A 23,815-nucleotide genomic window follows, 5' to 3' on the forward strand; every position below is an offset into this window, starting at 1 on the left:
CGTATTTGCCCGATAAGCGGGTGTATGACAACATTTTCGGCGGCGCTCGCCCGTCTGGACCAACCTCGTCGGCGGCTGCCCGCCGGGCCCCGCTGAGGTAGCGTCAGGTGCCATGTCGCGTTCGTCCCGTTTCTCCGTTGTTGTCCCCGCCTACCGTGTCCAGGGCTACCTCCGCGAGTGCCTGGACTCCGTCCTCGGCCAGTCCCACACCGACTGGCAGCTGATCGTCGTCGACGACGCCTCGCCCGACGCCTCCGGCGCGATCGCCGCCGAGTACGCGCGGCGCGACCCGCGCGTACGCGCCCTCACCCGGCCCGCCCGCGAAGGCGTCGGCGCCGCCCGCACGGCGGGCCTTCGCGAGGCCACCGGCGACTACCTCCTCTTCCTCGACGCCGACGACACCCTCCTGCCCGGCGCCCTCGCCGCCCTCGACGCCGCGCTCACCGAGGCGGGCGATCCCGACGTCCTGCTCCACGGCCACGACCGCACCGACTGGTGGGACACCGTGCGGGCCAGCGGCGACGACCTCGGCCCTGACGCCGACCCGCTGGCCGTCACCCCCGCCGCCTGGAACCGCGCCGTACGCCGCGACTTCTGGACCGGACGCGGCCTCGCCTTCGCCCCCGAGGGCCCGTACGAGGACGTGGTCCCGGCGTACCGCGCCGTCCTGGAGGCGGCCACCCTCGCGACGCTGCCGCGCCCCTGCGTGCGCTGGCGCCGCCGCCGCGCGGGCGGCCTGACCGGCACCCCCGGACCACGCCACCTCGCACTCGTGGACCGCTACGAGGAACTCCTCGCGGGCGCCGCCGACACGGGCCGCGTCTTCCCCCACGCCGTCGCCCACATCCTCCGCGTCCTCGACGACGGCTCCCGCACCACACCCGCCGACCGGCCCGAACTGTTCCGCCGCGCCGCCGGGCTGCACCGCGCGCACCGCCCGGAAGGACACCTCCCCGCCGGCGCGCGCGAACAGGCCCTCGCCGCCGGGTCCTGGCCCGCCTACCTGAAGCAGGAGAAGGCCAGGGGGCGGAAGAAGTCGGCCGCCTCCGCGCTCAGGCGGCAGAAGAAGAAGCTCCGCTCCCGCGTCATGAGGGCCGCCTACCGCAGCGACCTGCGCACCGCACGCCTCGACCCGGACCTCGCGGTCTACGGCGCCTACTGGAACCGCGGCGTCAGCTGCAACCCGGCCGCGATCCACGCCGCGGCGCGCCGGATCGCCCCGCACGTCAAGGGCGTCTTCGTCGTCTCGTCACGGCACGAGGAACGCGTCCCCGAGGGCGTCCCGTACGTCATCGAGGGATCGCGCCGCTACTGGCAGACCATGGCCACGGCGAAGTACCTCGTCAACAACTCCTCCTTCCCCGGCGGCTTCACCAAACGCCCCGGGCAGGTCTACCTCCAGACCCATCACGGCACCCCGCTGAAGAAGATGGGGCTCGACCAGCGCCGCTACCCGGCGGGCACCCACGGCATCAGCTTCGCCAAGGTCCTCGCCCACACCGACCAGTGGGACTACAGCCTCTCCGCCAACCCGCACTCCACCCAGGTCTGGGAGCGGGTCTACCCGTCGGCGGCGTACGCGCCCCTCGAACTCGGCTACCCGCGCAACGACGTCTTCTTCACCACCGGCGACGACGAAGTACGGTCGCTGCGCCGCGAGTTGGGCATCGCCGACGGCCGGCGGGCCCTCCTCTACGCCCCCACCCACCGCGACTACCAGAAGGGCTTCCTGCCCCGCCTCGACCTGCCCCGGTTCGCCGACGCACTCGGCGACGACCACGTGATCCTCGTCCGCGCCCACTACTTCTACGGCGCCGAGGCCGGGCTCGTCGACGCCCACCCCCGGCTCATCGACGTCACCGGGCACCCCCGCGTCGAGGACCTGTGCCTCGCCGCCGACGCCCTGGTCACCGACTACTCGTCCGTGATGTTCGACTACGCCTGCCTCGACCGGCCCCTCGTCGTCTACGCGCCCGACTGGCAGGCGTACCGGCTCGCCCGCGGCACCTACTTCGACCTCCTGTCCGGGCTGCCCGGCGACACCCCGGGCGCGGTCGCCACCACCGAGGAGGAGCTCGTCTCCCTCTTCCGGGACGGCGGCTTCGACACCGCCGCGACGACCCGGCTGCGCGCCGCGTTCCGCGAGCGGTTCTGCGCCTACGACGACGGGGGCGCCGCCGACCGCGTCGTACGCAGGCTGTTCCTGGGCGAGGACGCCGGGGTCTGAGACGACCCGCGTCACCCGGGCGGTCCAGCGCTCGTGACCCGCGCGGGCGGCCCGGTGTTGGTCCCTGGATGAAAATCCCGTACCGCCCCTCCGCGCCGCCCCGCCCGGCGGCTCCGCCGCACACCCGGACCCGCTCGGGGGCGGCGTCGGCCGCCCCCCTCGCCGTCACCGCCGTCGCGCACGGGGCCAGGCCCCGCGTCCGCGCCCTGCTCTGCTGCGCCGTGGCGGGCGCCCTCGCCCTCTCGCTCGCCGGGCAGGCCGGGCACGGCGCCGGGTTCCGGCGGGAGCCGGCGCCCTCCCCGCGCTGGGTCGCCGACCGCTCCGGCCGCACCTTCGACGCCCACGCCGACCGGCTCCCCCTGCGCTCCGACGCCACCGCCACCCTGCCGCACGCCGACGGGCACGACCCCGCGCGGAACCACCCCCTGACCGCCGCGGCCGGGCACCCCACCGCCCTCCCGGCACCGGCCCCGCCGACCCCCGGGCTCACCCACGCCCGTCCCATCCCGCTCGCCACCCCGCGCCCCGTCGCCCCCGTCGTGCCGGTCGGCGTCCACGGAGTCCGGTCGTGACCGCCGCCGCGACCACCCGTATGGCCCAGGCCGGGTGACCGGGAACGGCGGCGCCGGTTGTCAGACGAGCAGGCCCCCAGCCGCCGCCGGAAGGAACGTGCGCAGCGCATGACACCCCGCCTCACCGTCGTCGTCCCCGTCCACCCCGTCGAGGACCACCTCGGCGCCTGCCTGGAGTCGCTGTCGGCACAGACCATGCCGGACCTGGAGGTCGTCCTCGTCGACGACGGGTCCACCGGCGCCGGCGGCGGGATCGCGCGCGCCCACGCCGCACAGGACCCCCGCTTCCGCCTCGTCGAACAGGCCGGCGCGGGCCTCGGCGGCGCCCGCAACACCGGCGTCCGGCACGCCCACGGCACCCACCTCGCCTTCGTGGACAGCGACGACGTGATCCCGCCCGGCGCCTACGAGCTGATGCTCGCCGCCCTGGAGGCGTCCGGCTCCGACTTCGTCACCGGCAACGTGCACCGGCTGCGCGCCGACGGCACCACCGTGCAGTCGCCCATGTTCCGCGGGGCGACGGCCACCAGCCGCCGGGCCACCCACGTGACCCGCGACGGGGACCTGCTCGCCGACCGCATCGCCCGCAACAAGGTCTTCCGGCGCTCCTTCTGGGACGAGCACGGCCTCACCTTCCCCGAGGGCGTCCTCTTCGAGGACATCCCCGTCGTGCTGCCCGCCCACTTCCTGGCCCGCTCCGTCGACGTCCTCCGCGACACCGTCCACCTGTGGCGCGACCGCGAGGGCCCGATCTCCGACCGGCGCGCCCTGCTCCGCGCCGTCCGCGACCGCACCGCCTCCGTCACCCACGTCAGCCGGTTCCTCGCGGAGCGCCCGGAGTGGCGGGAGAGCAAGCGGCGCTACGACGCCTCCGTGCTCGCCGGTGACCTGTGGATGTTCATGGAGGCCCTCCCGGACGGCGACGCCGCCTACCACGAGGCGTTCCTCGACCACGCGGGCGCCTTCGCCGCCTCCGTCGACCCGGCCGTCCTCGCCGAACTCCCGCTCGTCCTGCGCGTGCGCTGGCAGCTGATCCGCGAGCGCCGCCTGCCCGAGCTGCTCACGTTCATGGCCTACGAGAAAGCCCACTCCGGCGCCTTCCCCACCCGGCGCGGCCTGCTCGGGCGCCGCGCCGACCTCCCCGCCCCGACCCCGCCCCTGCCCCGCAGGGTCGTCGCCCTCACCCGCGCCGACCTGCCCCTGGAGGCCCGCGTCACCCATGCCGCCTGGGGCGCCGACGGCACCCTCCGGCTCAAGGGCTACGCCTACGTGCGCAACCTGCCCGCCGGACGCCTCACCGCCCGGGTCCGCCTCGCCTGGCTGCGCGCGGGCAGGCGCCGGGCCGTGCCGCTGCGTCTGCGCACCGTCCGCTCCCGTCAGGCGACGGTCTCCTCCCGGCAGGGCCTGCACGACTACGACCGGGCCGGGTTCGAGACCGTCGTCGACCCGGCGAAGCTGGTCACCGGGCGCGCGAGCACCACCTGGAACCTGGAGCTGGCCGCGTACGCGGGCGGCCTCCTGCCCCGCACAGGGCCCGTCCGCATGAGCGGCGCCTGCCCGCTGCCCGTACGCCACCTCGACGACTTCCTGCGGATCGCGCCGGTCCTGCGCGGCGGACGGCTCCGGCTGCGTGTCGAGCGGCTGCCCGCGCGCCTCGTCGCCCACGAGAGCGACGGGCGGCGGGTGCGCGTCAAAGGCGAACTCGCGCCGGGCCGGCAGGACGTGCCGCTCGCCGTGCGGGTGGAGAACTGGCGCACCAAGGAGGCCCACGACCTGCCCGTCACCGTCGACGGGCGCACCTTCACCGCCGAGGTGCCGCTCGCCCTCTTCGGCGGCGCGGACGGCTCCGCGGACCCGTGGGGCGTCGGCCTGGTCCGCAGGGCCGAAGAGGGCGCGGAGGGCGCGGAGCGGATCTCCCTCCCCGTCCGCCCCGACATCGCCCCCGGCCGCTACGGGCTCGACGGCGGCCGTGAGCTGATGGTCCTCGCCAACCCGTCCGGCGACACCGAACTGCGCGACCAGACCGTGCGCCCCGTCGTGGACACCCTCCGCTGGGACGAGGACGGCCGGCTGCTGATCGCGGGCAGCTGCCCCGACGCCGTACGCCGCGAACTGGTGCTCGTGCACAGCGGCCACGACGAGGAGAACGCCGTCCCGCTCACCCTCGCCGACGGCCGCTTCGAGGCGGCCCTGCGCCCGCACGCCCTGCCGGGCCCGGCGGGCACGCTGCCGCTCGCCGAGGGCACCTGGCGCCTGTTCCTGCGCGCGAGCGGCGCCGCCGAACCGGACGGCCGCGCCCCCGTGCTGGTCGCCCCCGCCCGCCATCCGCACCTGCCGCTCAGCAAGGTCCTCGGCGGCCGCGAGTTCACCGTGCGGCGCCGCCACCACGACCAGCTCCTGCTGACCTCCGGCACGTCGCTGCCCGAGCGGGACCGGGGGCGGGGCGCCCAGGCGGCATTGCGCGCCGCCTCCGCGCGGCAGCGGACCCTGCCCCGCCGCGACGCCGTCCTCTACGTCAGCTTCGACGGCCGCCAGTACTCCGACTCCCCACGCGCCGTCTTCGATGAACTCCGCTCGCGCGGCGCCGAGTTGGAGCATCTGTGGGTCGTCCGTGACCAGCAGGTGGAGCTGCCGCCGGGCGCGACCCCCGTCGCCCTGTGGAGCGCCGACTGGCACGAGGCGCTCGCCCGCAGCCGCTACCTCGTCACCAACACCCATCTGCCCGACTGGTTCCGGCGAGCCGAGGGCCAGTACGTCGTCCAGACCTGGCACGGCGCCCCGCTCGAGCGGATCGGCCGCGACCCGCGCGGCGCCGCCTCCGCCGACCGGCGCTCCATCGGCACGCTGCCCGACCGCGCCGCCCAGTGGTCCCTGCTCGTCTCCCCGAACAGCTTCTCCACACCCCTCCTGCGCGGCGCCTTCGGCTACGACGGGCCCGTGCTCGCCTCCGGCTGTCCGCGCAACGACGTGCTGCACGCCCCCGACCGCGCCAAGCTCGCCACCGCCGTCCGCGAGCGCCTGCGCATCCCCGACGGCAGACGCGTCATCCTCTACGCCCCGACCCGGCGCGAGCACCGGCCCCGCAGATCCCCCGGCCGCCACGGGTTCGACCTCCGCCTCGACCTGGCGGCGGCCGAGGCGGCGCTCGGCGACGACCATGTCCTCCTGGTCCGCCGCCCCCACCTCGTCGGCGGCACCGTCCCCGCCTCCGACTTCGTCCGGGACGTCTCCCGCCACCCGGACGCCGCCGACCTGCTCCTCGTCGCCGACGTCCTCGTCACCGACTACTCGTCGATGATGTTCGACTTCGCGCAGACCGGCCGCCCGATGCTCTTCCACACCTACGACCCCGACCACTACCGGGACTCCGTGCGCGGCTTCTCCTTCGACTTCACCGCCCGGGCGCCGGGCCCGCTCCTGCGCACCAGCGACGAGGTCATCGCCGCGCTCCTCGACCCGGACGCGGCGGTCGCCGGGCACCGGGCCGCCCACGCCCGGTTCCGGGAGGCGTTCTGCGACCTCGACGACGGCACGGCGGCGGCCCAGGTCGCCGACGCGATGCTGGCGTTCGGCGCGCGCGCGGACGCGGACGGGGGCCGCGCGTGAGCGCCGCCGAGGACCCCGACATCAGCGTCCTCGTCGACTGCCCGGCGGACACCGACCCCGCGCTGCTGCACGCCACGGTCCGCTCGGTCCGGGACCAGACCCACCGCCGTACGGAGGTCGTCGTCGGTGGGGGAGCGCCCCGCGGCACGTACGTCCTGCCCCTGACCGCGGGCGAGATCCTCGAACAGAACGCCTGCCGCAACCTGTACGCGGCGGCCCGCCGCACCGGCGCCGACCTGGTCGCGGGGCGGTGGACCCGGCTCGGTGGGGGCGAGGAGACCGCCCCCGACTGGCAGCGCGAGCTGTACGCCCGCTCGCGGGTCCTGGCGGCGGCGGCCGAGGCGCCCGCGCTGCTGACCCGCCCCGCGCTGACCGCCGGCTACTGCGTCCGACGCGACCTGTACGAAGCCACCGAGCCGCGCTCCGGGCTCGGCCTCGCCCTCGCCGCCCGCCGTATCGCCCTCGTGCCGAACCTCGTCACCATCCGTCGCGCCGCCCCCGACCCGCTCGGCGACCTCCCCGCCGCCGTCGCCGGCCACCGGCACGCCCTCGCCCTGATCGACGACCCCGCACTGCGGACGCGCCGCACGCACCACTTCGTCACCGGGCAAGTACTGCCGTACGCCCGCGCGTTCCCCGGCCTCGACGCGGCCCGCCGGGACGAGGCGGCCGCCGCCGCGGCCCGCTCGCTCGACGGCCTCCTCGACACCGCCGCCCTCCGCGACCTCCCCGCCCTGGAGCGCGTCGCCGCCCGGCTGCTCGCCGACGGCGACACGGACGGCGTGCTCCGCGCCGCCTACGCCCTCGACCACCCCGGCACCGTCGTCTCCGCCCTGGTCCGCGCCGACGACGGCGCCGTGCGGTGGAGCGCGGCGCACACCGGCGCCGCGTACGACGTCACCGACCTCGGCCACCAGCACCAGGACCCGCACGGCCACACGCTGCTCAACCGCGTCACCCGCTGTGTGGCGAGGAACGGCCGGCTCGTCGTCGAGGGCCGGATCGTCGTGCCGTTCGCCCTGTACGGACCCGGGAGCGTCCTCACCGCCACCCTCGACCTGGTGGCCCGCGGGGCCGCGCGGACGGCGGTGACCGTGGCCGCCGACGCCGTACGCCTGCGCGACGACTCCACGCTCGTGTGGCGCGCCACCGTCCCGCTCACCCGGCTGCTGCGCCCGCGCGGCATCGGCGACCGCGTCTGGGACCCGCGCCTGCGCCTCGGCGTCGACGGCACGCTCCTGCCGCCGCTCGACCTGTTCGCGGAGCCCGACACCGTTCCGGGGCCGTCGGCCGCGCTCCCGGCCCGGCCACGCCTGACCCGGCTCACCGGCGACACCTGGCAGCCCTACGTCACCACCGGGCACCACCTCGCCGTGTGCCTGCTGCCCCGCCGCGCCCTCGCCCGCAAGGCCAACGCCCTCGCCCGCCACCTCACCGCCTTCCGCCCGGCCCGCACGGTCGGGCGGCTGCGGAAGAAGCTCGTGGAGCGGTACGCCGCCCTGCACACGCGGCGCGTCAAGGTCCGCGTCTACCACCGGTACCTGTGCCGCCTGCCCGTCAGCCGCGGCACCGTCGTCTTCGAGAGCCACCTCGGCACCCGCTACGGCGACAGCCCCCGCGCCCTCCACGAGGAGCTGCGGGGCCAGGGCTTTCGCGCCGTGTGGTCGTACGCGACGTCGCCGGACGGGTTCCCCGCCGACGCCAGGCTCGTCCGCCGCTGGTCGTGGCGGTACCTGTGGGCGCTGGCCCGCGCCGAGTTCTGGGTCGACGACCAGGGCTTCCCGCAGGCCCTCACCAAGCCGAGGGAGACCACCTACCTCCAGACCTGGCACGGCTCCGCGTACGAACGGACGGGCCGCGACGAGATCCGCCACAAGACGCGGAACGCGGAGCAGCGGGCCCGGCTCGACCGTGCCGTCGCCCGCTTCGACCACTTCCTGGTCCGCTCCGAGCACGACGTCCGCACCCTCGCCCGCGCCCACCGCATCCCCGAGGAGCGCCTCCTTCGCGTCGGCTCCCCGCGCAACGACCGGCTCGTGGCCGCGAGGGAGCGCGACGAACGCGAGGGGCGCCTCCCGCGCCCCGCCCCGGCCGCCGCCCTCGGCATCCCGGACCACCGCACCGTCGTCCTCTACGCGCCCGCCCTGCGCGGCGACCCGGAGCGCGGGACCGTCGACCTTCCGCTGGACGTACGGGCCTTCGCCGACGCCTTCGGGGACACGCACGTCCTGCTCGTCCGCGCCCACCGCGCGGAGACCGCGGCCCTGCCGCCGACCCCGCCCGGCACCGTCGTCGACGTCTCCGCCCACCACGACACCGCCGAACTCCTCTGCCTGGCCGACGTACTGATCACCGACCACGCGTCGGTCATGTTCGACTACGCCCTCCTCGACCGCCCGATCCTGCACTTCGCCCCCGACCCCGACGCGCACGCCGCCGACCACGGCAGCTACTTCGACCTGCGCGAACGCGCCGGAGGACCCGTCGTCGAGACCCAGGACGCACTGCACCGCGCCCTCGCGGAGACCAAGGAGACCGACGGCGCGTGGCAGGAGCGGCGACGCGCGTTCGCCGCCGAGTTCGGGGCCTACGACGACGGAGGCGCCGCACGCGCCGTCGTCGAGGCCCTCTTCACGCGAAAGGCAGACTCGTGAGCGCGGCCCGCGATCTCTTCCTCGTCACCGGCTCCGCCGACGAACTCGGCGGCGTCACCGCCTGGACCCACCAGACGGCCCGCCTCTTCACCGGCGCGGGCCACCGCGTGCACGTCATCGGCGTCTTCGAGTCCGACCTGAAGATGGCCGTGCCGCAGGCCCCCGGCTACCCGGTGACCAGCCTCTACGCCGAGCACCCGCAGGCCCCGCGACCTTCCGGCGGCGCCCGGCGGTTCAGCGTGCCCGCACGCCGGCGCGCGGCCCGCCGGATCGCGGCCCGCGACGACGCCCTCGCCACGCTCGGCTCGGTCCTCGACGCGGCCCGCCCCGGCTCCGTCGTGATCGTCACCCAGGTGTGGGCGATGGAGTGGCTGCGCGAGATCGACACCTCCGGCCTCGTCGTCGTCGGCATGAGCCACGAGTCCTACCGGTACACGCGCGCCTGCCACCGCTACCAGGAGATCGAGCGGCACTACCCGCACGTCGACCGCTGGCTCGCGCTCACCCAGGAGGACGCCGACCTCTGGGCGGGCGAGGGCTTCGACAACGTCGACTTCCTGCCCAACGCCCTCGCCCACCTGCCTGCCGAGCCCTCACCCCGTACGGAGAAGGCCGTCTGCTCGATCGGCCGGCTCACCGACCGGAAGGGCGTCGACATGCTCCTCGACACCTGGGCGAAGGTCGCACCGCTCCGCCCGGACTGGGAGCTGCACGTGTACGGGGCCGGACCGGACGAGCCCGAACTGCGGGCGCAATGCTCCGAGTTGGGCCTCGACGCGTCTGTGCGCTGGCGCGGGCTGACCGACGACGTGCCCGGCGCCCTCGCCGCCTCCTCCGTCTTCGTCCAGTCCTCGCGCGGCGAAGGGTTCCCGCTCGCCCTGATGGAGGCGATGGCGAGCGGTGTGCCGTGCGCCGTGTTCGACTGCGCGCCCGGCGTCCGCGAGATCGTCCGCGACGGCGAGGACGGCCTCCTCGCCCCCGTCGGCGACCTCGACGCGCTCGCCGACCGGCTGCTCCGCCTCACCGGCAACCCCCGGATGCGGGACGCCATGGGGGAGCGGGCCCGCGCCCATGTGCGGCGGTTCTCCGAGGAGCGGGTCCTGGAGCGCTGGGAGGAGCTGTTCGCGCTCCTTGAGCGGTGACAGCGGTGACAGCGGTGACAGCGGTGACAGCGGGGGCCGGGTCCTGCCCGGCCCCCTGCCAGTCACTTCACCGCGCCCGCCATCACGCCGGACACGAACTGCCGCTGGAACGCGAAGAACACGGCCAACGGGATGATCATCGAGATGAACGCGCCGGGACCCAGCACGTCCACGTTGTTGCCGAACTGCCGGACCTGGGTCTGCAGCGCGACCGTGATCGGCTGGCTGTCGGTGTCGGTGAAGATCAGCGCGACCAGCATGTCGTTCCACACCCACAGGAACTGGAAGATGCCGAGCGAGGCGATCGCCGGACCGCCAAGGGGCATCACCACGCGCACGAAGAGCCGCAGCTCACCGGCGCCGTCCAGGCGCGCCGCCTCCAGGAGTTCCCGGGGGATCTCCGCGAAGAAGTTCCGCAGCAGGAACACCGCGAACGGCAGCCCGAACCCGACATGGAAGAGGATCACGCCGAACAGCGAGCCGAAGATCCCGATGTCGCCGAAGAGCTTCGCGATCGGTACGAGCGCGAGCTGCACCGGCACCACCAGCAGCCCCACCACGATCAGGAACCACCAGTCCCGGCCAGGGAACTCCATCCACGCGAACGCGTACCCGGCGAGCGAACCGATGATGATCACGAGCAGCGTCGCGGGCACCGTGATCAGCGCCGTGTTGACCAGCGACTTCGTGACGTCCGCGTTCTCGAGCAGGCTGCTGTAGCTGTCGAACGTCAGCTGCGACGGCTTGCTGAACACCTTCCACCAGCCGCTCGCCGCCATGTCCTCCGGGCTGCGCAGCGAGGAGAGCAGCAGGCCCACGGTCGGCACCAGCCACAACGCGCCCACCAGGATCAGGACGAACTGGAGGACTCCGCTGCCGACCTTGTCGACGACGCGGCCCGCGAACGATCGCGGCTTGTGCACTGTCTCGTCGACGGTCGTCATCGTCGTGCCTCCCGTCGAAGCCGCCTCATGTTGAACCACATCACCGGGATCACGAGCAGCAGGAGCAGGACCGCGATCGCGCTCGCCAGACCCTCGTTGCCCTCACTGAACGCCGACCGGTACAGCTGGAGGGCGAGCACGTTGGCGTCGTCCTGCGAGGAGCCCGGCGCGATGATGAAGATCAGGTCGAAGATCTTCAACACGTTGATCATCAGCGTCACCAGGACGACCGCGAGCACCGGCGCGAGCAGCGGCACCGTGACCCGCCGGAACACCTGCCACTCCGTCGCCCCGTCGACCCGCGCCGCCTCCAGCAGCTCCCTCGGGATGCTGGCCAGGCCCGCGCCGATCAGCACCATCGCGAAACCGGCCCACATCCACACGTACGACACCATGATCGAGGTCGTCACGATGTTGAGGTAGAGGTCGAATCCGCCCAGGTGGACCGTGAAGAACTTCTTGTCGCCGAGCCAGTCGACGCCGTTGTACGCCTCCGCGAAGTTCGCCGACGGCAGCCGCAGCTTCGCCCCGTCCGCCTTCGCCGGCAGGGTGAACGTGCCGTCCGCGGCGGCCGTCGTCGACGCGACCACCTTGCCGCCCTTGACCGCCTCGACCTTCATGCCCGGATAGCCGAGCTCCGTCGCGTCGATGCCGTTCAGGCCGCCCGCGCCCTTGCCGAGCGTGAAGTCCTGCCAGACGGTGCCGCTGACCTCGCCGGGCGCGGCGGGCGCCGCCTTGGCCGGTTTCGCGTCCTTCGGCATCTGGTCGGCGGCGACCCCGACCAGCGCCAGCTTCACCGGCTCACCGGCCCGGACCGGCTCCTTCGTGAGATACGGGCCGCCGCTCCGGCCCGCCAGCTCCCCGTTCGGCCGCGGATGCGCCTTCGGGAACGCCGACGAATCGACGAACGTGTCATGGATGCCGACCCAGACGGCGTTCACGGCGCCCTTCTCCGGGTCCTGGTCGTACACGAGCCGGAAGATGATGCCCGCGGCCAGCATCGAGATCGCCATCGGCATGAAGACGACCAGCTTGAACGCGGTGCCCCAGCGGATCCGCTCCGTCAGCACGGCGAAGATCAGCCCCAGCGCCGTCGCGACCATCGGGGCGAGCACCACCCAGAAGATGTTGTTGTTGATCGCCGCTTTGGTGTCGGCGCGGGTGAACAGCGTCTCGTAGTTGTCGAAACCGATGAACGAGCCGCCCGACGCGTCGAAGAAGCTCCGCACGACCGAGTACCCGATCGGGTACACGACGAGCGCGCCGAGCAGGATCAACGCGGGCAGCAGGAAGAGGAACGCGACGGTCCGGCGGGTGCCGGTGACGCTCTTGAACCGTGAGGGGTTCTTACGGGGTGCGGTGGTGTCGGGGGCGGGCCCGGACGACGAGCCCGCCAAGTCACCGGCTCTGTCCTGCGGTGACTTGGCGGAGCGGTCCGGGCCGCCGCCGTCGGCGGCCGAGGTCATCGCGGCGTCAGCCCTTGTACGCCTTGGCCGCTTCGGCCTCGAGCGTCGCCTGCGTGCCCGCCACGTCCTTCGGGTTCACCAGGAAGTCCTGGAGCGCCTTCCACTCGCCCTTGCCCGGGGTGCCGCCGAACGCCTGCGGGGTCTGGTCCGACATGTCGAAGCGGAAGTCGTCGCCCGCGCCGATGACGGCCTTCGCGATGGTGCGCTGCACCTCGTTCGGGTACGCCGACAGCTCCACGCTCTTGTTCGGGGACAGATAGCCGCCCAGCTTCGCCTGGATCGTCGCCGCCTCCGGCGACGCCAGCCACGTCACCAGCGCCTGCGACGCCTTCGAGTCCTTCAGCAGCACCGCCGCGTCACCGCCGCTGACCACCGGGGCGTCCGCGCCCACCGCCGGGAACGGGAACACCTTCGCGTCCGTCCCTATCTTCGCCTTCGTCTGCTGGATGTTGACCTGCGCGAAGTCGCCCTCGTAGACCATGCCCGCCTTCGGCTGGTCACCGCCGGTGAACGTCTGCTCCACCGACTTCGTGAACTCCGTCTGCACGGCCCCCTTGTTGCCGCCCGCGATGAAGTCGCTCTTGCCCCACAGCTGCGCCAGCGTCGTCAGCGCCTGCTTCACCGACGGGTCCGTCCACTTGATCTCGTGCTTCGCCAGCTGGTCGTACTTCTCCGGGCCCGCCTGCGAGAGGTAGATGTTCTCGAACCAGTCCGTGAGCGGCCAGCCGTCGGCCCCGCCGATCGACACCGGGGTGACCCCCGAGTCGTAGATCGTCTGCGCCGTCGCCAGGAACTCCTTCCAGGTCTTCGGCTCCTTCGCCGCCGCGTTCTCGAAGACGGCGGTGTTGTACCAGACCAGCGACTTGTTGGCGGCCTTGTAATACGCGGCGTACTGCTTGCCGTCGACCTTGCCGAGATCCTGCCAGCCCTTGCTGTAGTTCTTCGCGAGCTGCGCCTGGGCCTCGGGACCCAGCGGCTTCGCCCACTTCTTGTCCACCGCCTGCTTGATCGCGCCCGGCTGCGGCAGCATCGCGACGTCCGGCGGGGCGCCGCCCGCCACCTTCGACCCCAGGAAGTTGATGATCGGGTCCTGCGCCGGCACGAACGTGACCTTCGCGCCCGTCCGCTTCTCGAACTCCGCGAGCACCTGCTTGAAGTTCTTCTGCTCGTCACCGGTCCACACCGCGGCGATCTCCAGCGACGCGCCGTCCAGCTTCGGCAGTTGGACACCGTTCGCGGGGGACTTGCTCTCACCCCCGCTGGACTTGTCGTCCTTGCCGTCGTCCCCGCACGAGGTGAGCCCGAGGGCCAGAGAGCCCACGGCCACGGCCACGAGGGCCCGGCGGAATATGGGTGTACGAAGAGTGCTGCGCATCGCTGCCCCGTTCTCGTCCTGAACGCTTCACCCGAGCGGTGTCCCGTGCGCACTGGTCTACGCCCGACCAGGGATGACCGGCAAGGGTGCCTGTGCGCTCAGGGGGGTGATCGTGACGGGGTCGTGATGCGTCAACGTCGTTGTGCGGGGCAGGAGTTGACCCCGGGAACCCGGCACCCCTCTGCGCTCTCGCCGCCCCGCCCCTGACCGGATCTTCGAGCCTCCGTCGGTGCGTCGTGCAGCGGGACTCCAGAAAGTCGTGCAGCGGGACTCCAGAAAGTCGTGCAGCGGGACTCCAGAGAGGAGCCCCGCCCGGCGCGAGGGCGCTACAGCAGGGAGGGGACCTCCTGCGCCGAGACCGAGCGCGCCGCCCGCTCGAGCGCGGAGGCGAGCAGGGCCAGATCCGTCGGCCCGTTGCCCAGCTCCCGTACGGGGCGACGGTCCGGCGGATCACCCATACGGGCCCAGTCCAGGGCGACGACGGTCGGCCGCTGCGTGGCCGTACGGGGGATACGCCCGGTGACCCGGCCCACCTGCACCCCGGTGTCCCGCCCGTCGGCCCCCAGCAGACGGCCGCGCCCGGGCGCCGGATCCTCCACCCCGGACCCCGCCGGATCAAGGACGACCCGGGGCCGGGCCGCCCCCCACCCGGGCCCGGAACCCACCCCGGACCCGGCCACGAGATGCACCCCGAGCCGCTCCCCGTCCCGCGCGACCGCCTCGATCGCCCGGACGACGGACCCCGCGGCGGGCCGCCCCGGCGACCCCAACGGCGGGGCCAGCAAGGCGTCCAGGTCGTCGACGACCACCACGAGCCGCGGCAGCGCGGGCGGCTCCGCCTTCTCGCGTGCCCCGCCCGCCCGCAACCGGATCGTCGAGCTGGTCGTCGCCTCCAGGTCCCCGGCCCCGCCGGAGCCGGGCGGCGCGGCCCGCTGGGCCACCATCCGTCCGGCGACGGCCCGCTGCGTGTGCCACTCCGTGAAGTGCGTACGCCCTATGAGTTCGGCCCGCCGCTTCAGCTCCGTCGTCAGCGACTGCGCGAACTCGCGCATGCGCACCGGGTCGTTGGCGGCCAGGTGCGTGGTGACGTGCGGCAGGTCCGTGCAGACCCGCAGCCCTTCGGTCCGCTCGCTCCCCGTACCCGTACCACCGCCCTGCCCGTCCACCAGGACGATGCCGAGCCGGTCGGGCCGCTCGGCCGCCGCCAGGGACGCCGCGACCGACCGCAGCAGCTCCGTACGGCCACTGCCCGGCGGCCCCTCGATCAGCAGGTGCGGTCCGTCCGCGGCCAGGTCCACGGCGACGGGACCGCGCGGCCCCGCCCCCAGCACCGCCCACACCCGGCCCCCGACCGACCCCGCGTCATCGGCGGCCGCCGCCCACCGCGCCATCAGCGACGCCGGGGTCGCCCGCGCGAGCCCCAACTCGTCCAGCAGCCGCGCCGACTGCGGCAACGGCGCGGACACCCGCGCCTGCCGCTCCCCGGCCCCGCCGGACGCGTCCGTGCGCAACGGCGCGAGCGCCCGCGCGAACCGCTCGGCCCACGGCAGCGACACCGCGTCGACCGCCGCGACCGTCCCGTGCCCCACGAGCTGCCCCCGCGCCGCCCGGTGCAGCCGCAGCGCCGTCGCCACGTCACCGCTGAGCAGCGCCACGGCACCGCACGCCCGGAACGCCGGACTCTGCGCGCACGCCGCCTCGTACGTGTCGTCGACGGGGGACGCGGGGGACGCGGCGGGCGCCTCCGACAGGCACAGCACATGGATCCCGGCCGGTGCCCCTTCGGCGGCCAGGCGCGCCGCGGCCTCCCGCAGCGTCGCCGAGCCCGGGTCGCCGTCGATGACCACGACGGTCGGGACGACGGCCGCGTCCTCCCCGGCCGCCGACTCCTCCCGCCCGGGGCGCAGCCCCGCCGCGTGGTCCTCGAGGCGCCGCAGCAGCTCGCCCGTGCGCGCGGCCGCCTGCTCCCGGTCGTAGGCGAGCAGCAGCCGGCAGTCCTGCCCGTGTACCGGGCGCACGTGCGGCAGCCAGCCGAGCCAGGACCACTCGGCGATCCGCTCCTGCGCGCTCCTGGCCCGGTCCGTGGCGATCAGCACGATCTCCAGGCGGTCCGGCGCGTGCAACGCGGCGAGCTGCGCGAGGACGCACCGGGCGAGCCCCGCGAGCCGCGCCCGCGGACCGGCCAGGCCGAGCGCACCGGCCTCGGCGAGGCCCACGGTCACCGGGACCGCGGGCAGCAGCCCGCCGCCCCCCGGGCCCGTGCGGTCGACGGTGCCGAGCCGCACCGCAAGCTCCTCCGGGTGCCCGGGGCGGCGCTCCCACAGCCGGGGGCCGGGGCCCAGCGCGGTGAGCAGCAGGGCCGCGGCGTCCGGCCAGGTCTCGGTGGTCGAGGGTCCCGCGGGCGGCGGCGCCGGATCCGGCCCGTCCTCGTACGGGGCGGGCATGTGCGGGGTGCGCAGCGTGTACGGCTCGTGGATCTCGTGCTGCTGGTCCTGTTCCTGCCCGTCCCGCCCGCGCCGCAGCAGCCGCCCGAGACCGCCCTTGCGGCGCTGCGCCCGGGGCAGCGCCGTGCCGCGCGCCGGGGTGCCGGACGCCACCTGTTCCAGGCCGGGGGCGCCGCCCTGGCCGGGGACGACGGGCCGGGCGCCCGGTTCCTGACTCTCGCCCGCGGCCCCCCAGGAGGCGTCCCCGTAGGCGTGCCGGGTCTCGTCGGACGCGGAGGACGTGGAGGACGCTGAGGACACGGGGGACGTGGATGTCGCGGAGGAAGCGGAGGCGGCGGAGGACGCGGAAGAGGCGGAGGACGCGGGGGGCGTCGCGGAGGTGCCGGGTGCCCGGCCGCCCGCCGGAGCCGGGCCGGTCCCGCCGCCGCACGCGACCCGTACGTGTCCCTCGCCGTCCGGCGCCGTGGCCACCGCCGCCGGGCGGGCCGTGTCGCCCGCCGTCACGACCCGCAGCGCCGACTCGCCGAGGCGCAGGAGCGCGCCGGGGGCGAGGCGGACGGGGCGCTCGTCCAGGGGGCGGCCGTCGAGGGTCGTGCCGTTCGTCGAGTCCAGGTCGACGACCGTGATGCGGCCGTCCGCGGAGAGCGTCACCGCGCAGTGCAGCCGGGAGACGTCCGGGTCGTCCAGCGGCACGTCCGCGTCGGCGGAGCGGCCGATGCGGACCTGGCCGCCGTGGAGCAGGTGGACGCCGCCCGCGTCGGGCCCGGCCACCACGTGCAGCTGCGCCGCGCCGTCGTCGGGGTCGGGGCCCGGGTCGGTGGGGGCGCCGAGGGAGAGCACCGCGCCGTCGGTCAGCGGCGGCTCGCCGAGCAGGCAGCGCTGGGCGTCGAGCCGCTCGGCGCCCGCGTACAGGACGGAGGACGGCGCGTCTCCGCCCGCGACGGCGGCGGCGAGCCCGGAGGCGACGGCGGCGAGCGCGGTCCCGCCCGGCGCGGTGACCAGCACGTCCACCGCGGTGCTCGCGGCTCCCTCGCGCGTGGCCGCGTCGGGGCGCGGGCCCAGGGGGTCTACGACGGTAAGGCGGATCTGCATCGCCGTCTGCGGTCCCTTCTGCGCGGGCGCCCGGGACGGGTCGGCCCGCGGTCCCCCCGACCGCGCGTCCCCCTCGCCACGGGCACATCAGCCAGTGCTGCAGGCATCCTCGCACCTGCCACTGACAACACGCCCGCCCCCCACCCATAAATGATCTTGATTGGTCGGCTCTGCCCGCAAAAGTGCCTGCTGCGGGCCGCCTCGGTGCCGGTTGAGATCACTCACGTCGCCCTCCGGCAACCAAGGGCCGGGTACATGCGTCTTCACGTCGAACACAGGTTTGTCGCGGGTCTGTTCTCACCAGGACCCCATGAGCCGCCACTAGAGTGGGTCGCGGCACCCGGGACCGGGGCAGATCACGCAAGTACCGATGCAGGGAGCGCATGACGTGCGGCCGGTAGGCAGCAAGTACCTGCTCGAGGAGCCGCTCGGACGCGGCGCCACGGGCACCGTCTGGCGAGCCCGCCAGCGGGAGACCGCGGGCGCCGAGGCGGCCGTCGCAGGGCAGCCCGGCGAGACCGTCGCCATCAAGGTCCTCAAGGAGGAGCTGGCCAACGACGCGGACGTGGTGATGCGCTTCCTGCGCGAGCGCTCCGTCCTGCTCCGGCTCACGCACCCGAACATCGTGCGCACCCGCGACCTGGTCGTCGAGGGAGAGCTGCTCGCCCTGGTGATGGACCTGGTCGACGGCCCGGACCTGCACCGCTACCTGCGCGAGAACGGCCCGTTCTCGCCGGTCGCGGCCGCGCTCCTGACCGCCCAGATCGCCGACGCGCTCGCCGCCAGCCATGCCGACGGCGTCGTGCACCGCGACCTGAAACCGGCCAACGTGCTGCTGAAGCAGGACGACGGCGGCATGCACCCCATGCTCACCGACTTCGGCATCGCGCGCCTCGCCGACTCCCCGGGCCTGACCCGCACCCACGAGTTCGTCGGCACGCCCGCGTACGTGGCCCCGGAGTCCGCCGAGGGCCGCCCGCAGACCAGCGCCGTCGACATCTACGGCGCGGGCATCCTGCTGTACGAGCTGGTCACCGGGCGCCCGCCGTTCTCCGGCGGCTCCGCGCTCGAAGTCCTGCACCAGCACCTCAGCGCCGAACCCCGGCGCCCCTCCACCGTCCCCGACCCGCTGTGGACGGTCATCGAGCGCTGCCTGAGCAAGAACCCGGACGACCGGCCGAGCGCCGAGAACCTCGCGCGGGCGCTGCGCACCGTCGCCGAGGGCATCGGCGTGCACGCGAGCAGCGCGCAGATCGCCGCCGCCGAGGGCGTCGGCGCCCTCCTCGCGCCCGACCCGGACCCGGCGCAGGTCCCGGGCGCCGCCGACCCGACCCAGGTGCTGCCGAGCAACGCGGCGACGTACGACCCGAACGCCGCCACCAGCGTCATGCAGCAGCAGGGCAATCAGGCCAGTCAGGGCAACCAGTATGCGGACGCCGATCCGACGTCCGTGCTGCCCCATCGGGGCGCCGCCGACCCGACCGCCGTCATGCCGCCCGTCCCGCCGCACCAGCCGGGGCAGCAGCCGCAGAGCGGCGACCCGGACGACCCGCACCCCTGGCAGAACCAGATGCGCGCCGCCCGCGACCGCAACGAGCAGACGCAGGTCCAGTACCTCGACCCGAACGAGGACCCCCTGCGCCGCCGCCCGCAGCGCCAGGTCGCGCGGCCCGAGCAGCAGCCCGGGCCGCAGCAGTACGCCCCGCAGCAGCCGCGCGGACGCCAGCAGCGACCGCAGCAGCAGCCCGAGCAGTACGCCCCGCAGCGCCGGCAGCCGCGCCCGCAGCCGCAGCAGTACGCGCCGCCCGCGCCGCCGCGCCAGGCGCCGCCCGCGCGCGAGCCGAGGGAACCGCGCGAGCCGCGCCGCCGCGGCGCCAACCCGATGAAGATCCCCGGTCTCGGCTGCCTCAAGGGCTGCCTGTTCATGATCGTGATCCTCTTCGTGGTGTCCTGGCTGGTCTGGGAGTTCACCCCGCTCCAGGACTGGATCGGCACCGGCAAGGGGTACTGGGCGCAGCTCTCCGACTGGTTCACGACGGTCACGGACTGGATCGGCAGCCTGAGCAACTAGCCGCCCGCGGCCGGTGCCGACAGGCGATGTTGGAGATTTGTCGACACCCAGCGGGTGATTTCGCCTCCTGATGCGTTGGTTGGCGTCCGAGCCGCGTAGCTTGGGCGCCAACACGCGTCTGTAGGAGCAGCCTTGGCACGGAAGATCGGCAGCCGGTACACCGCACACCAGATCCTGGGGCGCGGCAGTGCGGGCACGGTGTGGCTGGGTGAGGGACCGGAGGGTCCTGTCGCCATCAAAATGCTGCGCGAGGACCTCGCCTCCGACCAGGAGCTGGTCGGCCGCTTCGTCCAGGAGCGCACCGCATTGCTGAGTCTCGACCACCCGCGCGTGGTCGGCGTCCACGACCTCGTCGTCGACGGCAACGACCTGGCGCTCGTCATGGACCTGGTCCGCGGCACCGACCTGCGCACCCGCCTGGACCGCGAGAAGCGCCTGGCCCCCGAGGCCGCCGTCGCCATCGCCGCGGACATCGCCGACGCGCTGGCCGCCGCGCACGCCGCCGGCATCGTCCACCGCGACGTCAAGCCGGAGAACGTGCTCCTGGACATGGAGGGCCCGCTCGGCCCCGGCGGCGCCCACCCCGCCCTCCTCACCGACTTCGGCATCGCCAAGCTGATCGACACCCCGCGCCGCACCCGCGCCACGAAAATCATCGGCACCCCCGACTACCTCGCCCCCGAGATCATCGAGGGCCTCCCGCCGCGCGCCGCCGTCGACATCTACGCCCTCGCGACGGTCCTCTACGAGCTGCTCGCCGGGTTCACCCCGTTCGGCGGCGGCCACCCCGGCGCCATCCTGCGCCGCCATGTCACGGAGACGGTCGTCCCGCTCCCCGGCATCCCCGACGAGCTCTGGCAGCTCCTCATCCAGTGCCTCGCCAAGGCCCCCGCCTCCCGGCTGCGCGCCTCCGAGCTGGCCGCCCGCCTGCGCGAGCTGGCCCCGATGCTGGCGGGCATGGCCCCGCTCGACGTCCACGACCCCGACGACACCGAGGGCGACGACAGCGACGAGGACACCGCCCCGTCCGCCGACCGGCCCCGCTCCGCCGCCCCGGACGCCGCCGAGCCCGCCGCACCCCGGCGCGGCGCCGTCTCCCTGGTCCCCGGCGCCGCCTCCGCCGACTCCAACCGCGACACCCACACCTCGATGCGCGTCCCCGCCCCCGACGAGCTGGCCGGGGGCGCCCGCGGCACCGCCCGCGCGCCGCGCGCCACCGGCGCCCGCCGCCCCGGCTCGGCCCGCAACCGGCACCCCGCGCGGCGCCGCCGCATCACGCTGGGCGTCGTCGGCCTCGTGGCGGCGGCGGCCATCGGCGGCGGCGTCTGGGCCGTCACCTCCTCCGGCTCGGACGAGACCCCGCCCGGCGACAGCAACAACTCAGCCCCGGAGATCCCCTAGGCCCGGGCCCGCCGGACCGCCCGGAACAGATCACTTGCCTCAGCCGTTAGGCTGGTCTTGTGGCAGTCGTCGATGTTTCCGAAGAGCTGAAGTCCCTCTCCTCGACCATGGAGTCGATCGAGGCCGTCCTGGACCTCGACAAGATGAGGGCAGATATCGCCGTGCTCGAGGAGCAGGCGGCCGCGCCGTCCCTGTGGGACGACCCCGAGGCGGCGCAGAAGATCACCAGCAAGCTGAGCCACCTCCAGGCGGAGGTCCGCAAGGCCGAGGCGCTGCGCGGCCGGATCGACGACCTCTCCGTCCTCTTCGAGATGGCCGAGGAGGAGGACGATTCCGACACCCGCGCCGAGGCCGAGTCCGAGCTGACCTCGGTCAAGAAGGCGCTGGACGAGATGGAGGTCCGTACGCTCCTCTCCGGCGAGTACGACTCCCGCGAGGCGCTGGTCAACATCCGCGCCGAGGCCGGCGGCGTCGACGCCGCCGACTTCGCCGAGCAGCTCCAGCGCATGTACCTGCGCTGGGCCGAGCGCCACGGTTACAAGACGGAGATCTACGAGACCTCGTACGCGGAAGAGGCCGGCATCAAGTCGACCACCTTCGCCGTCCAGGCGCCGTACGCGTACGGGACGCTCTCCGTCGAGCAGGGCACGCACCGCCTCGTGCGCATCTCCCCGTTCGACAACCAGGGCCGCCGCCAGACGTCGTTCGCCGGTGTCGAGGTGCTCCCCGTCGTCGAGCAGACCGACCACGTCGAGATCGACGAGTCGGACCTGCGCGTCGACGTCTACCGCTCCTCCGGGCCCGGCGGCCAGGGCGTCAACACGACGGACTCCGCGGTCCGCCTGACCCACCTCCCCACCGGCATCGTGGTCTCCTGCCAGAACGAGCGCTCGCAGATCCAGAACAAGGCCACGGCGATGAACGTGCTGCAGGCCAAGCTCCTGGAGCGCCAGCGCCAGGAGGAGCGGGCCAAGATGGACGCCCTCAAGGACGGCGGCAGCTCGTGGGGCAACCAGATGCGCTCCTACGTCCTGCACCCCTACCAGATGGTCAAGGACCTGCGCACCGAGTGCGAGGTCGGCAACCCGCAGGCCGTGCTCGACGGTGAGATCGACGGCTTCATCGAGGCCGGAATTCGCTGGCGCAAGCAGCAGGAGAAGTAACCCGCGCTCGCGCTTCCCGTGATTTATCGACAAGGCAACTGCCGTGTGCGTCACGGCAGTTGCCTTGTTCCGTGAGGGCCCACCCCCAACTGTGAAGGTCCTTCGGCGTTTTACGTCACAGTCACATGACCGTACGGCGGTCAAGTCGCCCTATAACGGGCCATCGCGTACGCAACGACCTTGACGCTGATCCGAAAACTGGGAAGGCTGGCGCGCGGCATGCGTATCAGTGGGACGCGTGTGAACGGGGGCCGGGTCGAATTCGATGCCTGCTGCACCCCGGTTGAACGTGGTCCCGGGCGCTGCTCCAATGACAATTGGCTACTGGGGGTAGCAGACATATGACCAAGAAGACGCGGATCCGCGTAGCGCGGATAGCGGCCGGAGCGGTGATCGCCGCCGGTGCGTCGCTGACCGCAGCGGGTGCCGCCTCCGCCCTTGAGATCAACGTCCCGGGCCTGGCGAGCGTCGAGGCCAACGAGGACGGCCTGAAGGTGGGCGTGCTCAACGGCGCCACCGACGGTGGTGTGGACGGCGGCGTCGATGGTGGCGTCGACGGCGGTGTCGACGGCGGTAACGACGCGGGCGGCAATGACGCCGGTGGCAACGACGCGGGCGGCAATGACGCGGGCGGTAACGACGCGGGCGGCAATGACGCGGGCGGCAATGACGCGGGCGGTAACGACGCCGGTGGCAACGACGCGGGCGGTAACGACGCCGGTGGCAATGACGCCGGTGGCAATGACGCGGGCGGTAACGACGCCGGTGGCAACGACGCGGGCGGCAATGACGCGGGCGGCAATGACGCCGGTGGCAACGACGCGGGCGGTAACGACGCGGGCGGTAACGACGCCGGTGGCAACGACGCGGGCGGCAATGACGCCGGTGGCAACGACGCGGGCGGTAACGACGCCGGCGGCAACCAGTCCGGTGGGAACCAGTCCGGCGGCTCGCAGTCGGGCGGCTCCCAGACGGGCGGCTCGCAGACCGGTGGCAACGGCGGCAGCGGCTCCGGTGGCGTCGACAACACCAACCCCGACGGCAACAACAACCCCGTCGAGCAGGGCCAGGGCAAGGACAGCCTGCAGGACACCGGCTCGACCCCTGCGGAGCAGACCGGCGCTCAGGGCAAGAACGACGGCGAGCTGGCCGAGACCGGTGCCGACGGCACCACCGTCCTGCTCATCGGCGCCGCGACCATGATCGCGGGCGGCGTGGGCTTCCGGTTCCTGCCGCGCCTCGCGAACAACCGTGGCGCAGCCGCGTAACACCTCTGTGTGACAACTGAACAACGCGGCGCACACGCCAGTGCGCACGGAAGGGCCCGGAGCCACAGCTCCGGGCCCTTCCGCGTGCTCTGAAAGATCAAATACCGCGGGCTAGACGGTCTGATGGGCGAGCAGCGCCATCGCCGCGATGAGAATCGCGACGAGCGCGACCAGCGCCATCGGGTTCAGCCCCGCGAACGGGCTCTGCTGGAGCCGCTCACGGTTCGCCCGGCACACCGGGCAGCGGCCCTCGCTCACCGGCGCCGCGCAGTTCGCGCACACCAAGCGGTCATAGGTCATGCGCCTGTCCTCCTCCCGCGCGGCGGAGCCGGCTGCGACGTCTGCCAGGTTCCCACTGGTTCTCTCCGCTCAACGCTCCCGGAAACGCAA

14 protein-coding genes are annotated in these 23,815 nt (G+C 73.9%); 9 read left to right on the top strand and 5 right to left on the bottom strand.

Features of this window, described 5'->3' with window-relative positions:
- The first annotated feature begins 112 nt into the window (after positions 1 to 112).
- The 5 genes from C1N81_RS27780 to C1N81_RS27800 all read left to right on the top strand — a co-directional run bounded on the left by C1N81_RS27780 (position 113) and on the right by C1N81_RS27800 (position 10,201).
- Complete coding sequence (locus tag C1N81_RS27780; protein WP_394433537.1) at positions 113 to 2,227, top strand: bifunctional glycosyltransferase/CDP-glycerol:glycerophosphate glycerophosphotransferase; 2,115 nt, start codon at positions 113 to 115, stop codon at positions 2,225 to 2,227.
- Positions 2,228 to 2,295: 68 nt separating this feature from the next.
- Positions 2,296 to 2,799: a hypothetical protein gene (locus tag C1N81_RS27785; RefSeq protein ID WP_394433539.1), complete on the top strand. Its 504-nt coding sequence runs from the start codon at positions 2,296 to 2,298 to the stop codon at positions 2,797 to 2,799.
- A 108-nt stretch (positions 2,800 to 2,907) separates the two neighbouring features.
- Positions 2,908 to 6,405 carry a bifunctional glycosyltransferase/CDP-glycerol:glycerophosphate glycerophosphotransferase gene (locus tag C1N81_RS27790; protein ID WP_394433541.1) on the top strand — a complete coding sequence of 1,166 codons (3,498 nt, stop codon included), beginning with the start codon at positions 2,908 to 2,910 and terminating at the stop codon, positions 6,403 to 6,405.
- Complete coding sequence (locus C1N81_RS27795; protein ID WP_394433543.1) at positions 6,402 to 9,059, top strand: CDP-glycerol glycerophosphotransferase family protein; 2,658 nt, start codon at positions 6,402 to 6,404, stop codon at positions 9,057 to 9,059. Before C1N81_RS27790 ends, C1N81_RS27795 begins: the two co-directional genes overlap by 4 nt.
- On the top strand, positions 9,056 to 10,201 hold the full coding sequence (locus C1N81_RS27800) for a glycosyltransferase (protein ID WP_394433545.1): 1,146 nt from the start codon (positions 9,056 to 9,058) through the stop codon (positions 10,199 to 10,201). Before C1N81_RS27795 ends, C1N81_RS27800 begins: the two co-directional genes overlap by 4 nt.
- A 62-nt stretch (positions 10,202 to 10,263) precedes the next feature.
- Here C1N81_RS27800 and C1N81_RS27805 read toward each other — a convergent pair whose 3' ends face one another.
- The 4 genes from C1N81_RS27805 to C1N81_RS27820 form a co-directional block, all read right to left on the bottom strand.
- A complete protein-coding gene (locus C1N81_RS27805) occupies positions 10,264 to 11,145 on the bottom strand; it encodes a carbohydrate ABC transporter permease (RefSeq protein ID WP_394433547.1) in 882 nt (293 codons plus the stop codon).
- Positions 11,142 to 12,611, bottom strand: coding sequence for a carbohydrate ABC transporter permease (locus C1N81_RS27810; protein ID WP_394433549.1), 1,470 nt, complete (start codon positions 12,609 to 12,611; stop codon positions 11,142 to 11,144). The genes C1N81_RS27805 and C1N81_RS27810 overlap by 4 nt, the downstream gene beginning before the upstream one ends.
- Before the next feature lie 7 nt (positions 12,612 to 12,618).
- Entirely contained in the window at positions 12,619 to 13,986 is a 1,368-nt protein-coding gene (locus C1N81_RS27815) for an ABC transporter substrate-binding protein (protein ID WP_394433551.1), read from the bottom strand.
- A 326-nt stretch (positions 13,987 to 14,312) separates the two neighbouring features.
- Positions 14,313 to 17,522, bottom strand: coding sequence for an FHA domain-containing protein (locus C1N81_RS27820; RefSeq protein WP_394433553.1), 3,210 nt, complete (start codon positions 17,520 to 17,522; stop codon positions 14,313 to 14,315).
- A 388-nt stretch (positions 17,523 to 17,910) separates the two neighbouring features.
- Between C1N81_RS27820 and C1N81_RS27825 the strand changes: the two genes are divergently transcribed.
- The 4 genes from C1N81_RS27825 (at position 17,911) to C1N81_RS27840 (ending at position 23,425) form a co-directional block, all read left to right on the top strand.
- Positions 17,911 to 19,593 (top strand): serine/threonine-protein kinase, encoded by a 1,683-nt coding sequence (locus tag C1N81_RS27825; RefSeq protein ID WP_394433555.1) that lies wholly within the window; start codon positions 17,911 to 17,913, stop codon positions 19,591 to 19,593.
- A gap of 132 nt (positions 19,594 to 19,725) precedes the next feature.
- Positions 19,726 to 20,994 (top strand): serine/threonine-protein kinase, encoded by a 1,269-nt coding sequence (locus C1N81_RS27830; RefSeq protein WP_394433557.1) that lies wholly within the window; start codon positions 19,726 to 19,728, stop codon positions 20,992 to 20,994.
- Positions 20,995 to 21,053: 59 nt separating this feature from the next.
- Positions 21,054 to 22,157 carry a peptide chain release factor 2 gene (gene prfB / locus C1N81_RS27835; protein ID WP_394433559.1) on the top strand — a complete coding sequence of 368 codons (1,104 nt, stop codon included), beginning with the start codon at positions 21,054 to 21,056 and terminating at the stop codon, positions 22,155 to 22,157.
- 341 nt (positions 22,158 to 22,498) lie between these two features.
- On the top strand, positions 22,499 to 23,425 hold the full coding sequence (locus tag C1N81_RS27840; protein ID WP_394433561.1) for a hypothetical protein: 927 nt from the start codon (positions 22,499 to 22,501) through the stop codon (positions 23,423 to 23,425).
- Between the two features lie 111 nt (positions 23,426 to 23,536).
- Here C1N81_RS27840 and C1N81_RS27845 read toward each other — a convergent pair whose 3' ends face one another.
- Positions 23,537 to 23,725, bottom strand: a complete 189-nt coding sequence (locus tag C1N81_RS27845) for a hypothetical protein (protein ID WP_394433563.1) — start codon at positions 23,723 to 23,725, stop codon at positions 23,537 to 23,539.
- Positions 23,726 to 23,815: the final 90 nt, after the last annotated feature.

This window comes from Streptomyces sp. SGAir0957 (genome assembly GCF_043523415.1).